Raw genomic sequence first — 16,247 nt, forward strand, 5'->3', positions numbered from 1 at the left:
TAAAACAAAAAGCAGAAATGAAATCGTAAGCTGGTAGCCCCGAATATCCCTACCTTCTGCCTCTTCAAATCTCAATTGTTGGCTATCTTCGCTCTCGATGGAAGAATTTTGGACCCCACTCTGGCTAAGCACAAAATTGGCACTCTACACTACCGTCATGCTATTGATCCTGTGCGTACCTATCTTGTATGGGCTATCCATGCACCGTTTTTGGGGGAGAAAACTTATCAAAGCACTCGTTGCTATGCCTTTGATTCTTCCACCTTCTGTCCTAGGCTTTTATTTCCTGTTGGCATTTCGGCCTGATGGTCTTATCGGGAGTCTATGGCAGCACCTCTTTGAGGTGCGACTCGCTTTCAGCTTCCAAGGTGTCTTGATAGCTTCGGTGATCTTTAGTTTTCCTTTCATGATCAATCCCATCCTATCCGCTCTCGAAAACCTTCCCTCTTCATTGACGCAAGCTTCCTATTCCTTGGGAAAATCCAATTGGACAACCTTCATCAAAGTACTGATCCCCAATGTCAAACCATCCATCCTATCGGCTTGTGTATTGACTTTTGCCCATACCATCGGTGAATTTGGAGTGATCCTAATGATCGGAGGCAACATCCCCAATGAAACCCGTGTTGCATCGATTGCAATTTTTCATCAGATGGAAATGATGAACTATGATCAAGCCAACCACTATGCACTGATTTTACTCGGTTTTTCTTTTGTGGTATTGCTGGCACTACAATGGATACAAAAGAATCCAACACGTCCCATACTATGCTAGACGTCAACCTCACGTTTCAATTCCCTAACTTCCAGAGTGAAGCAGCCTTCTCCCTGGCCAAAGGAGAGATCAAGGGGCTTTTCGGAAGATCAGGCATTGGCAAGAGTTCGCTACTCCATGCCATCGCTGGGCTGAATCGCCGTTTTTTGGGACATATTTTGTTTGACCAACGAGTTTGGAATGACATGCAAACTTTTGTCAAACCTCAAGACCGAAAGGTAGGATTGGTGTTTCAGGATTATGCATTATTCCCCAATCTCGATGCAGATCAAAACATCCGCTACAATCAGCAAATCAGTGAAACAGAAGTGCAAAAACTCATCAATGTATTGGAACTTCGAAGCGTGCTATTTCAACACCCTGATCAGCTATCTGGTGGACAAAAGCAACGGGTAGCTATCGGTAGAGCCTTGGCGTACAATCCTGATGTGCTGTTGATGGACGAACCCTTTGCCGCACTCGACAGCAGTACCAAAAGGAATATCAGCGCTTACCTCAAGGATTATTTTGTACAGCAAAACAAAACGGTAATCATCTCCAGTCACCTCATCGAAGACTTGAACTACTTCACGAACGACATCTTTGAGATGACTCTCAGCGAATAAATCTACTGCAGCCCTCTTTTCTTGACACCAAAGCGGTATTGTAGCCCTGTCATGAGAAAACGCTGAGAATCTGCAACACCGTACTCTCCACGTACCATCCAATGCTTGTTGAGCTGTAGATTGAAACCAAACTGAAACGTAACGGTCTGCTTCAAATCCTTCTTGATGAAATAGTCAATTTCTGTAGAGAAGACTCCACTATCATCTACTTTTGTCTTGATGGTATTGAGCGCTGCGTTCTCTGCAGTGAGCTTCGCTATTTCACCAGCATTTTGAATAGGATTACTGTTCAGCATTGCTATTTCATCATCATTGGCTTGAATTTTTGCATCGACCGTTGTATCAAACGTGTCTTGCAAATCAGGAAACACTTCATCCATATTGATCGTCCCATTGTTCCCTTTGGATCCGACAAAATTTCGATACATCATCCCAAAATATGGTGCAACAAACAAGTCCCGATTGTTCTTGTTCAGAAAAAAACGATGCCCTACCCGTGCCGACAAAGTAAGATACCCTACTTGATCCTTGAGTAGCTCCGTATCCGTACGAGATATATTGACATCCGTACTCAAAAAATAACCTTCCCACCCAAAAATAAAAGTGGTACCGATTCCATATGCCAATGCGTCAAACTCCACACTCGAAGAAAACTCTGGCAACTGCAAGATTGTCTCACCAGTCGCATCTGTCCAAGTAGGTTGCAGACTCACGTCAGTCCCGCCCGTCACCGCAGAAAACAGTGCGTACACATCCAAAAATGGAAGAACCCAAGCATCCGCACGATAGTTGAGTCCGTTGGTAGTGGCATTGACATTCGTAAAATTCAAGGTTTCCTTATTGACTACTCCACTCAAATCATGCCCGGCTATTGCTAGACCAAATTCCGTGATTTCCATATCAATGAAAGCATTGACATAATTGACATTGAAACCAAAAGGAAGCTGAAGTTGATCTCCAAAACCTCTATCTTGAGCCTTTTGGCCCCAAATTGGCAATACATAGGGATATATCGTAGAATCACTCTCCGCATCCTGTGCGGTCAAGGTATTGGGAAATAAGAGAGTGCAGAGTAGCACAGAGAGTAAGCTAAGATTGGTCTTCATACACGTAAGTCTAGAGTTTCGACAAATATAATAGAGCCATTCGCTAATCACCTAAAGTCAAAGATGAATCTACTGATACATCCATCACAAAATCATCCATCACAAAACCTCCTCCTATGTCCACGACGATCTCATCCTTCTTTACAAAACCCATTTTTTCGTAAGTGTGAATTGCGTCCAAATTATACTTATTGACTGTCAGATAGATAGTCTGTCTATGATGCTCTACGGCAAGCTCCGCAAGATAACCCATAGTAGCTCGAGCGACACCTCTCTTCCTGTGCACAGAGCGCACATAGATTTTACTCAAAAACAACGCCTGCTCCTCGATCCGATAAGCGCAATACCCCAAATCACCGTCTGCATCACATATCAGGACATATACATACCCTTCGTTGATCTGCTCATCGATCTTCTCTACTGTCTGAAATGTGGTCAGCATATAATCGACCTGTTCCTGCCCAATGATGGCAGGGTAGTGCTCATTCCAAATCTCTACGGCAAGAACCCGGATGACTTCAAGTTGCTCCTTACTTGTTGCTTCGACAAACTCTATCATTCTTTTATCCAAATGAGGGTACACTATACAAGTATATTAGAATACCCACGTGATCCCCAAACAAAAAACACAATAATAAAACAATATTTGTTGTAACATATTTATACATGAAGCAGTATAACCTACTATCCAAATGATATATTTTTGAATGACAAAGTCATGAAAACAAACGCTGAAAAAAATCAAAGCTTTCGTGCCACCAACATCCGAGTCAAAACATCGGATTACAAACAAATGATGCGACAAACAACACAAGACATGCGTACATCAACAACTAAAACAGAGAGTTCCAACATGAAAACCATCTTTCATTACGCCAATAGCCGTGGACATGCTGATCACGGGTGGCTCAATGCTCATCACTCCTTCAGTTTTGCGGGGTTTTATGACGCCAACCGTACCAACTTCGGTGCTTTGCGTGTACTCAACGATGATCAAGTCACAGGAGGAAAAGGCTTTGGCTTTCACCCCCATGACAACATGGAGATCATCACTATTCCACTAGAGGGGGCACTCGAACACAAAGACAACATGGGCAACCAAGAAGTCATTCGGGCAGGAGATGTACAAATGATGAGTGCAGGAACAGGAGTATACCACAGTGAGTACAATGCCAATCCAGACAAGGATGTAAAATTGTTGCAAATCTGGATCTTTCCAAACCAAAAGGATGTTGAACCCAGATATGATCAGATCACGCTCGGTGAAGAACTACCCAACCAGCTCCAGCAAATCGTATCTCCAAGTGCCGATGACGAGGGAGTATGGATTCATCAAGACGCCTGGCTTCATCTCGGCCGAATTGATAAAAACCATACGATCAGCTATGCACTCAAAAATCCCGAGAAAAATGGCGTTTATGTCATGATCCTGGAAGGAGAAGCACACATCTACGACCACCATCTCGGCAAACGCGATGCGCTAGGCATATGGGACACGGAGCATATCGAGATACAAGCAACTGCCAACGCCCGAGTGCTTCTCATCGAGGTACCCATGCAGTTCTGAGAGATGGACAAGTAAAAATCAAAAGGCAGGTGTTGATAAAAACACTTGCCTTTTGATTACAAAATGTAGCTCCAACCTATTTTTAGGGAACTCCTTTTTTCATTTACCCGTTATAGTCGTAAATTGTATAGCACCAAAACTTATCCGACTATCCCATCCTCTATCCCCACACCAACAGGAGCCTCTCTGCTCAAATCGCTACAAGACAAATACCTCCATGTCAGAGCGCAATCCGAAAAAATCTGTACCCCGCTGCAAGTCGAAGATTATGTCGTGCAACCTGTCGTAGATGTCAGCCCCCCAAAATGGCACCTTGGGCACACCACTTGGTTTTTTGAAAAAATGCTCCTCGAAGCATATCTCCCAAACTACCAAGTCTACCACCCCGACTACAATTTTGTATTCAATAGCTACTACGAGTCCATCGGCAAACGAGTCTTACGCACCAATCGAGGCAATCTTACGAGACCATCTGTAGACGAAGTATACCAATACCGAGCCTACATCGACAAACAAATGAGCGACTACTTTGACTCCAAAGACTGCCTGAGTGACGAAGAAATACAAGTCATCGAGATCGGACTCCAACATGAGCAGCAACACCAAGAACTACTACTCTACGACATCAAATACATCCTCGGTACCAACCCATTATTCCCTGCATACCAGCCGATCCCCAAATTACAATTGGATGTCTCTCCAAAACCACTTGGTTTTTTGGAAGTCCCCGCCGGTCTCTACCGTATAGGACACGAACAAAACGGTTTTAGTTTTGACAATGAGCATGGAGTACATCAAGTTTATTTACACGCTTTCAACATCGCTGACAGACTCATCACGAATCGCGAGTACCTCGAATTTATACAAGATGGAGGATATCAAGAATTCAAGTACTGGTACGCAGAGGCCTGGGAATGGATCCAAATAGAACAAAAGCAAGCTCCGTTTCATTGGCACTTGATCGAAGGTCAATGGTACAACTACACACTACATGGGCTACTCCCTATAACCCCTGACGAGCCAGTCAGTCATGTCAGTCAGTTCGAAGCAAGTGCCTTTGCCAAATGGAAAGGCATGCGACTACCTACCGAGTTCGAATGGGAAGCCGCTTGTCAACTGCATCAACCAACAATCCCTGCATCAAGCAACTTCGTAAACCAAGAAAATTTCAGACCTCTACCTCCAACTGAAGGCAACTACCAGTTCTTTGGTGACCTATGGGAATGGACCAATTCCTCCTACCAGCCCTACCCTTACTACCAGGAGCCATCAGGAGCACTGGGTGAGTACAACGGCAAATTCATGATCAACCAAATGGTACTCCGCGGTGGCTCATATGCCACCCCACAAGACCACATTCGACCTACATATAGAAACTTTTTTCACCCGCACCTGAACTGGCTTTTCTCAGGTATACGACTCGCACATCATGACTGAAACCATCGACATCATACAAGACCAGACCTTTTTGGTGGACACACTCCAAGGGTTGCAAAGCAATCCTAAAACACTGCCTTCCAAATACTTTTACAACCAACGCGGAGACCAGCTGTTTCAGCAGATCATGCAGTTAGAGGAATACTACCTCACTAAGGCAGAATACAACATCTTTGACACGCAAAAAGACCGCATTCTCAAAGCATTTTCTCCTCATGGAGAAACTTTCAATCTGGTAGAGTTTGGTGCAGGAGATGGCTACAAAACCAAAGTGCTTCTAGAGTACTTCCTCTCCCAAAAAGCACAATTTGACTACATACCCATCGATATATCTCAGCATGCACTGGACGGCCTTGAGGAGTCAATGAGACATTCTTTGCCCAATCTCAGCATATCACCTATGCAAGGGGATTATTTCGAGGCACTCGACCAGTTGAGCCATTCGAGCGATCGACGCAATATCATCCTCTTCTTAGGCTCAAACATAGGCAACTTCAGTTTAGAGCAAGCAGTAGATTTTCTTTCCAAAGTCAGACAAGACATCCACCCCGGCGACCTACTTCTCATCGGCATAGATCTGAAAAAAAATCCCGCTCAAATCCTAGCCGCCTACGATGATGCCCAAGGAGTCACCGCTGAATTCAACCTCAACTTGCTACAGCGAATCAACGAAGAACTAGGAGGCGATTTCAAGGTGGATCAGTTTAGACATTACCCATTCTACAACCCCGTGACAGGAGAATGCAAAAGTTCACTCATGAGCCTACACGATCAAGTAGTGCATATCGAAGGACACAGCATCCATTTTCAAAAATGGGAGACCATTCAAACTGAGATTTCCAAGAAATATTCCCCAGATGAAATCGAGGAATTAGCAAAAAAATGCGGATTTGAAGTAAGCTATCACCTTGAGGATCAGAGAGGATACTTTGTAGATTCCATTTGGTCTGCAGTTTAATTCACTTTTTTCATGGATTATTCAAGTTAAATCCTATTTTTGCATTCCAAATTTAAGCGCACGTGGTGAAATTGGTAGACACGCCATCTTGAGGGGGTGGTGGACTCACGTCCGTGGAAGTTCGAATCTTCTCGTGCGCACTCTTTAAACATTGTGCTAAAGCTTAAATCATTAGAGACTTATCACTCGCACAGAGTGCAGCCCTACTCCTATCAGTCTCATGATCCGCACATCACCAAAATCACGTAACAGCATGTCATTCAATACTCCGCTACTAAAAAATATCTGTGAAATCGCTGGTGCGCCAGGATTTGAATCGCGTATCAGAAACCTGATCATCGAAGAAATCAAAGAGTATGTGGACTCCTACGAGATCGACAACATGGGCAACCTCATCGCATTCAAGAAAGGAACCACAGACAAAAAGGTAATGGTTGCGGCGCACATGGATGAAATCGGTTTCATCGTCAGTCACATAGATGACAATGGTTTTGTTAGATTCCAACCTCTCGGAGGCTTTGACCCGAAAACCCTCACTGCACAGCGTGTCATCATACATGGACGCCAAGATGTAATCGGCGTGATGGGTAGCAAACCTATCCACGTCATGAGCCCCGAAGAGCGTCAAAAGGTGGCAAAAATGGAAGACTACTTCATCGATCTAGGCATGAACAAAGAAGAAGTTGAAAAAGTCATAGCCGTAGGAGATTCGATCACACGAGACCGAGAACTCATCGAAATGGGTGACTGTATCAATTGCAAATCCATAGACAATAGAGTATCTGTATTCATCCTGATAGAAACCCTAAAAAAAATCACCGCCCCTTCTGCTGACCTCTATGCTGTATTTTCTGTCCAGGAAGAGGTAGGGCTCCGTGGCGCCAATGTCGCCGCACACAGCATCAATCCAGACTTTGGGATTGCACTAGACACTACCATCGCCTATGATCTACCAGGAGCACAGCCGCACGAGTACGTCACCAAACTCGGTCATGGCACAGCCATCAAGATTCTTGACGCGATGACCATTTGTGACCAGCGCATGGTTCAATTCTTGAGAGACACGGCGGACAGTCAAAACATCCCATGGCAAAATGAAATCCTCGTAGCAGGAGGTACTGACACAGCTGGCATCCAGCAAAGAGGTAAAAATGGAGCCATAGCTGGCGCCATCTCCATCCCCACACGTCACCTCCACCAAGTCATCGAAATGGCCCACAAGGACGACATCACTGGATCAACGGATTTGCTCATCGCTGCATTAGAAAAGCTGACTAGTCACGACTGGAGCTGGAAATAATTTTATATTGCGAATCATTCGATTGGTCACGATCAAAACTTCGTCAATTCAATTAAATTATGGGATTCCGATCTGCACTCAGTAAGCCTTTTGCCAAATACATCGTCAATGCACAAAAAAAGTGGTCACTTGATCCTGTCGCAACGCAAAACAAAATCCTCAAAGACATAGTCTCCAAAGCCAAAAACACTCAGTATGGTCGAGACCATCACTTTGCAGACATAGAGAGCTACGAAGACTTCAAATCAGCAGTACCAGTATCGGATTACGAGGGACTGAAAGACTATGTGGAAAAAATCAAGCAAGGCGAAAACGATATCCTGTGGCCTGGCCAACCAGAATATTTCGCCAAAACCTCAGGTACAACCTCAGGCACCAAGTATATCCCCATCACCAAAGACTCCATACCCAATCACATCAACAGTGCAAGAAATGCACTCCTCACCTATGTGCACAACTCCGGGCAAAGTGCATTTTTAGACAAGCATCTCATCTTTCTATCAGGCAGCCCAATACTGACCCAAACAGCCGGCATACACACGGGACGTCTGTCCGGTATTGTCAACCATCACGTACCCGGCTACCTCCGATCCAATCAGATGCCCAGCTATGACACAAACTGCATCGAGGACTGGGAAACCAAACTTGATACCATCGTCGAAGAAACCCTCAACAAGGACATGAGCCTCATCTCTGGCATCCCACCTTGGGTACAGATGTACTTTGATCGCATCACCGAAAAAACCGGTAAACCGATCAAGGATGTATTTCCTAACTTTTCACTCTTCGTCTATGGTGGTGTTAACTTCGAGCCCTACCGAGGCAAACTTTTCGAAAGCATTGGCAAAACTATCGATTCGGTAGAAACCTACCCTGCCTCCGAGGGGTTCATAGCCTACCAAGACACCCTAGATCAAAACGGACTCCTACTGTTGCTCAACTCAGGGATATTCTTTGAGTTCATACCTGCCGACCAATACTTTGATGACAACCCTCCTCGTCTGAGTATCGGAGAAGTAGAACTAGGCGTCAATTACGCCCTTATCATAAATAGCAACGCCGGGCTCTGGGGATACTCCATTGGTGACACCATTGAATTTGTCTCCAAACAACCTTACAGAATACTGGTTACTGGTCGCATCAAACACTTCATCTCCGCGTTTGGCGAACATGTGATCGGCCAGGAGGTAGAGAAAGCCATGAACTTTACCTTATCCCAACACAGTGAAGCAGAAATCGTGGAGTTCACAGTAGCTCCACAAGTAACACCAGAGTCAGGACTGCCACGACACCAGTGGTTCATAGAGTTCGATCAACCTCCTGCTGACTTCCAAAAATTCAAAAGAATTTTGGACAAAAAACTCACCGAACTCAACTCCTACTATGAGGACCTAATCGTCGGGAGTATTTTGGAGGAGCTAGAGATCATCCCTCTCCAAAAAAACGCCTTTATAGACTACATGAAGTCACAGGGCAAGCTCGGAGGACAAAACAAAGTTCCTCGTTTGTCCAACGACCGCAAGATTGCAAATGAATTGATGAAATACAGAAGATAAAAAAACACGACAACCGTTGAAAAAAACAATATCCATACTAGGTTCGACAGGATCGATAGGCACTCAAGCCCTCGATGTGATAGCTGCCAACCCCGATCAGTTCGAACTGGAAGCCATCTCAGCCTACAGCAACGCAGACTTGCTGATCCAGCAAGCCCTTCGATTCAAGCCAAGCGTGGTAGTCATAGCCAACGAAGACAAGTATGACCAGGTATTCGAAGCATTGGACAAACACGACATCAAAGTCTTTGCAGGAGAAGCAGGGCTCTGCCATATCGCAGAGCTGGAAGTTGTCGATATCGTACTCACTGCACTCGTGGGATATGCAGGACTCCTACCCACCATACATGCCATCAAGGCAGGCAAAATCATTGCCCTCGCCAACAAAGAGACACTCGTCGTAGCTGGCGAGCTCATCACTCAACTGACCCAAGAATACCACGCGACCATACTCCCCGTTGACTCGGAGCATTCGGCCATCTTCCAGTGTCTGACAGGAGAAGTCGGCAACCCCATCGAAAAAATCATCTTGACGGCCTCAGGTGGCCCCTTTCGAGGGAAAGACAAGGCGTTTTTACAATCCGTCAAAAAAGAAGCAGCACTCAAGCATCCCAACTGGGATATGGGAGCAAAAATCACCATCGACTCTGCCTCCCTGATGAACAAAGGCTTAGAAGTCATAGAAGCCAAGTGGTTATTCGGTCTCCGTCCCGACCAGATCGAAGTGATTGTCCATCCTCAGTCCATCATCCATTCGATGGTACAGTTCGAAGACGGCTCCATCAAGGCACAAATGGGTTTACCGGACATGAAGCTCCCTATACAATACGCTATGACTTACCCTGACCGAATTAAAAGTACTTTTCCTAGGTTCAATTTTACAGAATACCCATCTTTGACATTCGAAAAACCAGACATGGGTACTTTTAGAAATCTGGCACTGTCATTTGAGGCCTTGGAAAAAGGAGGAAACCTTCCATGTACTCTCAATGCCGCTAATGAAATCGCTGTATCTGAGTTCTTGAAAGATCGTATAGGTTTTTTAGAGATGTCCGATGTAGTTGAAAAATGCATGGATCAGATCTCTTTCATATCTTCACCAAGTTTGGAAGATTATGTAGAGACCGATAAAGAAACAAGAAAAATAGCACTAGACATAATTCGTTGATGGAAGCAATAATAATGGCAGCCCAATTGATGTTGGGATTATCGATTTTGGTAGGATTACACGAGTTGGGACACTTGTTGGCCGCCAAAGCCTTTGGCATGAGAGTAGAAAAGTACTCCATCGGTTTCCCTCCCAAAATCTGGGGGTTTCAATACGGAGAGACCGAATATTCTTTTGGGGCTATTCCTCTTGGTGGATTTGTCAAAATCTCAGGAATGATCGATGAATCGCTAGACACCAAAAACCTATCTGCAGAACCTGAGCCATGGGAGTTTCGCGCCAAACCAGCTTGGCAAAGACTGATTGTCATGATGGGTGGGATCATCGTCAATGTCATCACTGGCATTGTGATTTTCATAACCATGACCTACAACAATGGCGAATCTTACCTCACCAAAGAAGCGCTAAACCAAAACGGTATCTATGCCTACAAGTTAGCACAAGAAGTTGGTTTCCAAACTGGGGACCGTATCACAGCCGTAAATGGACAAGATTACGAGCGTTTTTCAGACCTGGTCAACAACGAAGTAATACTAAAAGAGAACTCTACCTTTCAAGTCTTACGTGGTGATTCGATACTCACCATCACACTACCAGATGGCTTCCTAAACAAATTTGCGGACAAAAAGGAGTACGATGGCCAATTTTTAGGAGCAAGGCAACCCTTCAAAGTCGGGCAAGTCCAACTCGGTAGTGCTGCCGCCAAAGGTGGACTTGAAGCCGGAGATCGATTCATCTCGATCAACAACCAGCCTGTCATGTACTTTGATCAGCTCAAAGAAATTTTGACTAAAAACAAAGAGAAAGATATTCAAGCCACAGTCCAAACCGAAGATGCAGGAGAAAAAACCCTTGATCTTAAAGTGGGGGAAGATGGAACCCTTGGGTTTGTTGCTGAACCACTTTTAGACTTCTCGCACGAAGAATACACCTTTGGCGAATCTGTCAACAAAGGCACAGAACAGGCTTTCAACGTAGTATGGGTCAACATCAAAGCATTCGGCAAAATATTCAGAGGGGAAGTATCTGCATCCAAGTCTCTCAGTGGACCTATTGGTATCGCACAGATGTTTGGTGGCACATGGAACTGGGACAAGTTCTGGGGGTTGACTGGTCTCCTGTCTATGGTTCTCGCCTTCATGAACTTCCTGCCGATTCCAGCACTTGACGGTGGACATGTGGTATTCTTGACCTACGAGATGTTGTCTGGCCAAAAACCCTCCGACAAATTCCTCGAAGGAGCCCAGAAAGTGGGCATGGTACTCTTGCTCGGCCTTATGGGATTTGCAATCTTCAACGATGTATTCAAGGCCTTGTTCTAAAGCTCATTCCTAATAAAAAACAACCAAGCCAAGCCTCACAGCTTGGCTTTTTTCTTAACTTGTCGCCAATAACTCCAAGCAATAGTTGATGAAACTAAAACTCCATCTAACCCCGCTACTTATCCTTCTCAGCCTACCCTCCTTTGGCCAACCCCAACAATATCGCATTACCTGGAACAACAACAAGGTCGGCACGTACGAAACAAACCACATATATTTAGATACAGTACGGACCACTACCACTCTACAACTCAACTATCGACACGATGAGGGTACAACCCAAGCCTATGTACGGCATCAATTCTATGAGCTATCCTATGGAGCATTAGTATCAGTATCGACTGATCTGAGTGTACTAGCCGGCGACACCACCCAGTTCATCTACTACACCCCTGATTCGACGCGAGCACCAAGCTACTCTCCTTCCATACTAGGCCCCTATGGCCTTCAACAATTGAGTCAACGCCAACTAAACCAAGTAGGTGACAGCATACAATGCCTTGCCTATTCTCCTGATCATGGCCAAGCCGTCCCTCTCTGGAGAACAATCTCCAGTTACGAAATAATCCTCGCTCAAAAGTATTGGATCGTCCAAGACTCCATTCCAGGCAAACGCCCAATAGAGAGCATATACAACCAAGACTTTGTACTATACAGTTCGATACAAAACTCACCAATAGGCAGACTAAACATCCAACCCCTACGCCCAATTGACTCTCTGATTCAGTTTATGTCGCAAAGCTATGGTCTCAAACAACTCCCCTCCAACATATGGCTTCCTGACCCTAAAAACGTCAACGCTATTCAACTCGCACTGACCACAACCAACGAACAAAACAGTACCATCAACCTCACAGACAACAGCTTCACTCCTCTACCTATAGACAGTATGAAGCTAGCACAAACAACAGCCTCCAATACCTGGCTCAACACCCAGGACTTAAATTACTTCTCAATAGCAGATTCTCTGACCAGAACCCTCACAACTCCAGAAGAAATCGCCTACCAATTGACTCTTTATTGCCGATCACTGGACTTCAAACACCCCTCATTGCAGCTACTCAAACTGGCTAGAAGTATCGAACTCCCCTCACGATTGGTTCATGGATACTATTACCAACATGGACAGTGGGTACGAAAATATTGGGTACAAATTGGGATCGCCGACGAATGGGTCATCTTCAACCCAAACCCACACAGTCCGATCAGCTCTGCACTCTACCTCCCTCTAGCCACCAGTGATCTATACACTGGTATCTTGCCACTCTTTGATCTTCCCATGCTCACATCTATCCATACGCTCAATTACCTAAAAGACGGCAAAGCACACCGAATCAGCACCAAACAAGAAAAGATCAAGTCACCATACTACGAAAACAAAGGGTTAGGCCTACAACTTGACATCCCAAAAGGCTTCCACATCACCCCTCTAGACACTACACGCATCTCTCCACTGTTCCTTGTGCTAACCAGCGACAACAGCCATATTTCCTTTGAATACATTACTCCCCCTATCCTATCAGACAATTATCAAACACACTACCTACAGCAATGGAACAATGCAAGCCATGAAATCACAACACTCAAAGACCTCAAGCGCGAACACTATTGCATCAAAACACCTCATCAAGTTATAATCATGATCCCTGATGGTAGCAGCTTTTACTTGATCAAAATCAGTGGAGAGCATCGTGAAGAAGCGCTTTCAGAATTGATCAAAAAGAACCTTAAGTTCAAAGAATAATCCCAAAATTACTTCGATCAAAAACAGACCGAAACACCTCTCTACTTTCTAATCTTTCTATCTTTGTCCAAAAAAAATTCGTGCAAAAAGATTTCAAAAGATATACGATTACTTCTGCGCTCCCATATGCCAATGGCCCCCTACATATTGGACACATCGCTGGAGCATATTTACCCTCCGACATCTTCGTCAGATACCTCCGTTCCAAAGGCAAAGAGGTAACTTACGTCTGTGGAAGTGACGAGCACGGTGCTGCGATCACCCTCAGAGCAAAAAAAGAGGGCACTACCCCACAAGCCATAATTGACAAATACCACCAAATCAACAAAAACACTTTTGAGAAGTTTGGAATTGATTTTGACATCTATCACCGTACCTCTTCTGATATCCACCACGAAACTTCACAAGAATTTTTCACCAACCTCTACGAAAAAGGAGAGTTTGTAGAAAAAGAGTCTGAACAATTTTATGACGAGGAGTACTGCCAGTTTTTAGCAGATCGCTATGTGACAGGCACTTGCCCCAATTGCAACTATGAGGCTGCCTATGGTGACCAGTGTGAGAAATGTGGTACATCTCACAACTCCACAGACCTCATCAATCCTGTTTCCACATTGAGTGGAAAAGCGCCTATATTGAAGTCCACCAAGCATTGGTACCTCCCCCTAGACAAATACCAACCGTGGCTAGAAAAATGGCTCATCGAAGGGAAAAAAGGACAATGGAAACCCAATGTCTATGGACAATGTAGCTCGTGGCTAAAAGCAGGGCTACAACCACGTGCTATGACTCGTGACCTAGACTGGGGAGTTGACGTCCCCCTCCCTGATGCAGAAGGCAAAAAACTATACGTCTGGTTAGATGCGCCCATTGGTTACATCTCCGCTACCAAGGCATGGGCCGCCGACAAAGGTAAAAACTGGGAAGACTACTGGAAGACCCAAAAGAAAAAAGAGGATGAATCCTGCCTCATTCACTTCATTGGCAAGGACAATATTGTCTTTCACTGCATCATCTTCCCTGCTATCTTGCACGCACATGGAGGCTATATTCTACCACAAAACGTCCCTGCCAATGAGTTTCTCAACTTAGAAGGCGACAAGATATCTACCAGTAGAAACTGGGCAGTATGGCTACACGAATACATCGAAGACTTCCCAGACAAAGAAGACGTCCTTCGCTACGTCCTTTGTGCCAACGCACCTGAGTCCAAAGACAACGACTTCACCTGGAAAGATTTCCAAGCCAGAAACAACAACGAACTCGTCGCAATCTACGGCAACTTCGTCAACCGTGCAGTTGTACTAACCCACAAATATTTCGACGGCAAACTACCCAAAGTAAGCGCACATGAAGCTGTCGATCAAGAAGTACTCAAAGAACTTGCTGAGTTCCCTTCACGAATTGCGGATAGTCTAGACAAGTATCGATTCAGAGAAGCTCTCGCCCATGTAATGGATCTAGCACGCCTTGGCAACAAATACCTCGCAGAAACAGAACCATGGAAACTCATCAAAACAGATGAAAAAAGAACTGCCACTATACTCAATATCGCTCTGCAGATCGCCGCAAACCTCTCTATTGTTTCTCTGCCCTTCTTACCAAGGACATCAGACAAACTCGCACAAATGATCAACCTGGGTGACTTCACCTGGTCTGATGCAGGACGAGCGGATCTACTATTCGTAGGTCAAAACATAGAAAAAGCGACACTCCTCTTTGAAAAAATAGAAGACGAAGCAATAGACAAACAAATTGAAAAATTAGAAAATTCAAAGCCTGTGCAACAAACCGTAGAAAACGTAGAACCGCAGAAAAAAGAAATGATCTTTGACGACTTCATGAAAATGGACATACGTATAGGGACAATCCTTGAAGCTGAAGCAGTACCCAAATCAAACAAACTACTCAAATTCAAAGTAGATACCGGTATTGATACACGTACCGTATTGAGTGGCATAGCCAAGCACTACAGTCCCGAAGAAATGGTCGGCAAACAAGTCACTATGCTTGTGAACCTAGCTCCGCGCAAAATCATGGGAATTGAATCACAGGGCATGATACTGATGGCAGAAGACAGCGAAGGACAGCTCAGTTTATTACAAGCTGACAAAAACGTTCAAAACGGCTCTCAAGTAAGCTAGCAACACCTACCCCCTCTCAAATCAACCGACAAGAGGGTTTGAGAGGGCTTGGATGCTATTCCAAAATAGACTAGATTTAGATATACTCCATACAAGTATGACATGGACATGAACGCCAGAACATCAATCGTCTGGTACTCAACTCCTTTCAAACAAAGACTAATGCAATGACTGATACAAAAAATATCACTGTACTCTATGTAGATGACGAGGAACTCAATTTGTTTTTATTCGAAAAAAGTTTTGAATCTCTGTATCAAGTAGTCACTGCGCTCTCAGGTCCCGAAGGATTAGAAAAACTCGAAAGCCACCACGATCAAATCATCGTCGTGATCAGTGACATGCGTATGCCAACCATGAATGGGGTCGAATTCATCACTAAGGCTCGTGCCAAGTTCTCCAACATTGCTTACTTCATCCTTACCGCATTTGATTACAACCAAGAAATCGAAACTGCAATCGAACAAAAAATCATTCACAAATTTTTCACAAAGCCTTTTGACACCCAAGAAATCCAAGAGGCCATCGACGAAGCACTCACTCAGCTTGATGTATAAAAAAAGCC

14 protein-coding genes and 1 tRNA gene are annotated in these 16,247 nt (G+C 44.6%); 13 read left to right on the forward strand and 2 right to left on the reverse strand.

What is annotated here, in order from left to right; translation table 11 throughout:
* Nucleotides 1-97 precede the first annotated feature (97 nt).
* Nucleotides 98-775, forward strand: coding sequence for a molybdate ABC transporter permease subunit (gene modB / locus BFP72_RS11025; protein WP_099599194.1), 678 nt, complete (start codon nucleotides 98-100; stop codon nucleotides 773-775).
* Entirely contained in the window at nucleotides 769-1,380 is a 612-nt protein-coding gene (locus BFP72_RS11030) for an ATP-binding cassette domain-containing protein (RefSeq protein WP_158233380.1), read from the forward strand. Before modB ends, BFP72_RS11030 begins: the two co-directional genes overlap by 7 nt.
* A gap of 2 nt (nucleotides 1,381-1,382) precedes the next feature.
* Here BFP72_RS11030 and BFP72_RS11035 read toward each other — a convergent pair whose 3' ends face one another.
* Both BFP72_RS11035 and BFP72_RS11040 read right to left on the reverse strand, forming a co-directional pair.
* A complete protein-coding gene (locus BFP72_RS11035; protein ID WP_099599196.1) occupies nucleotides 1,383-2,486 on the reverse strand; it encodes a hypothetical protein in 1,104 nt (367 codons plus the stop codon).
* Between the two features lie 43 nt (nucleotides 2,487-2,529).
* Nucleotides 2,530-3,045 (reverse strand): GNAT family N-acetyltransferase, encoded by a 516-nt coding sequence (locus BFP72_RS11040; RefSeq protein WP_099599197.1) that lies wholly within the window; start codon nucleotides 3,043-3,045, stop codon nucleotides 2,530-2,532.
* A gap of 159 nt (nucleotides 3,046-3,204) precedes the next feature.
* Between BFP72_RS11040 and BFP72_RS11045 the strand changes: the two genes are divergently transcribed.
* From BFP72_RS11045 to BFP72_RS11095, 11 genes are all read left to right on the forward strand, one after another.
* Complete coding sequence (locus BFP72_RS11045) at nucleotides 3,205-4,053, forward strand: pirin family protein (RefSeq protein ID WP_369824024.1); 849 nt, start codon at nucleotides 3,205-3,207, stop codon at nucleotides 4,051-4,053.
* A 123-nt stretch (nucleotides 4,054-4,176) separates the two neighbouring features.
* Complete coding sequence (egtB, locus tag BFP72_RS11050) at nucleotides 4,177-5,490, forward strand: ergothioneine biosynthesis protein EgtB (protein WP_255397195.1); 1,314 nt, start codon at nucleotides 4,177-4,179, stop codon at nucleotides 5,488-5,490.
* Nucleotides 5,483-6,448 carry an L-histidine N(alpha)-methyltransferase gene (gene egtD / locus BFP72_RS11055; RefSeq protein ID WP_099599198.1) on the forward strand — a complete coding sequence of 322 codons (966 nt, stop codon included), beginning with the start codon at nucleotides 5,483-5,485 and terminating at the stop codon, nucleotides 6,446-6,448. Before egtB ends, egtD begins: the two co-directional genes overlap by 8 nt.
* A 56-nt stretch (nucleotides 6,449-6,504) precedes the next feature.
* Nucleotides 6,505-6,588, forward strand: a tRNA-Leu gene (locus BFP72_RS11060).
* A 113-nt stretch (nucleotides 6,589-6,701) separates the two neighbouring features.
* Complete coding sequence (locus tag BFP72_RS11065; protein ID WP_099599199.1) at nucleotides 6,702-7,748, forward strand: M42 family metallopeptidase; 1,047 nt, start codon at nucleotides 6,702-6,704, stop codon at nucleotides 7,746-7,748.
* A 59-nt stretch (nucleotides 7,749-7,807) separates the two neighbouring features.
* Nucleotides 7,808-9,304, forward strand: coding sequence for a GH3 auxin-responsive promoter family protein (locus BFP72_RS11070; protein WP_099599200.1), 1,497 nt, complete (start codon nucleotides 7,808-7,810; stop codon nucleotides 9,302-9,304).
* Between the two features lie 16 nt (nucleotides 9,305-9,320).
* A complete protein-coding gene (locus tag BFP72_RS11075) occupies nucleotides 9,321-10,472 on the forward strand; it encodes a 1-deoxy-D-xylulose-5-phosphate reductoisomerase (RefSeq protein ID WP_099599201.1) in 1,152 nt (383 codons plus the stop codon).
* Nucleotides 10,472-11,794 carry an RIP metalloprotease RseP gene (gene rseP, locus BFP72_RS11080; protein WP_099599202.1) on the forward strand — a complete coding sequence of 441 codons (1,323 nt, stop codon included), beginning with the start codon at nucleotides 10,472-10,474 and terminating at the stop codon, nucleotides 11,792-11,794. The genes BFP72_RS11075 and rseP overlap by 1 nt, the downstream gene beginning before the upstream one ends.
* A gap of 88 nt (nucleotides 11,795-11,882) precedes the next feature.
* The gene (locus BFP72_RS11085; RefSeq protein WP_099599203.1) at nucleotides 11,883-13,538 is read left to right on the forward strand and encodes a transglutaminase-like domain-containing protein; all 1,656 of its coding nucleotides are present in this window, start codon (nucleotides 11,883-11,885) and stop codon (nucleotides 13,536-13,538) included.
* 59 nt (nucleotides 13,539-13,597) lie between these two features.
* Complete coding sequence (gene metG, locus BFP72_RS11090; RefSeq protein ID WP_099599204.1) at nucleotides 13,598-15,682, forward strand: methionine--tRNA ligase; 2,085 nt, start codon at nucleotides 13,598-13,600, stop codon at nucleotides 15,680-15,682.
* A 167-nt stretch (nucleotides 15,683-15,849) separates the two neighbouring features.
* Nucleotides 15,850-16,239 (forward strand): response regulator, encoded by a 390-nt coding sequence (locus tag BFP72_RS11095; RefSeq protein WP_099599205.1) that lies wholly within the window; start codon nucleotides 15,850-15,852, stop codon nucleotides 16,237-16,239.
* Nucleotides 16,240-16,247 lie beyond the last annotated feature (8 nt).

It is taken from the genome of Reichenbachiella sp. 5M10 (genome assembly GCF_002742335.1).
GTDB lineage: Bacteria > Bacteroidota > Bacteroidia > Cytophagales > Cyclobacteriaceae > Reichenbachiella.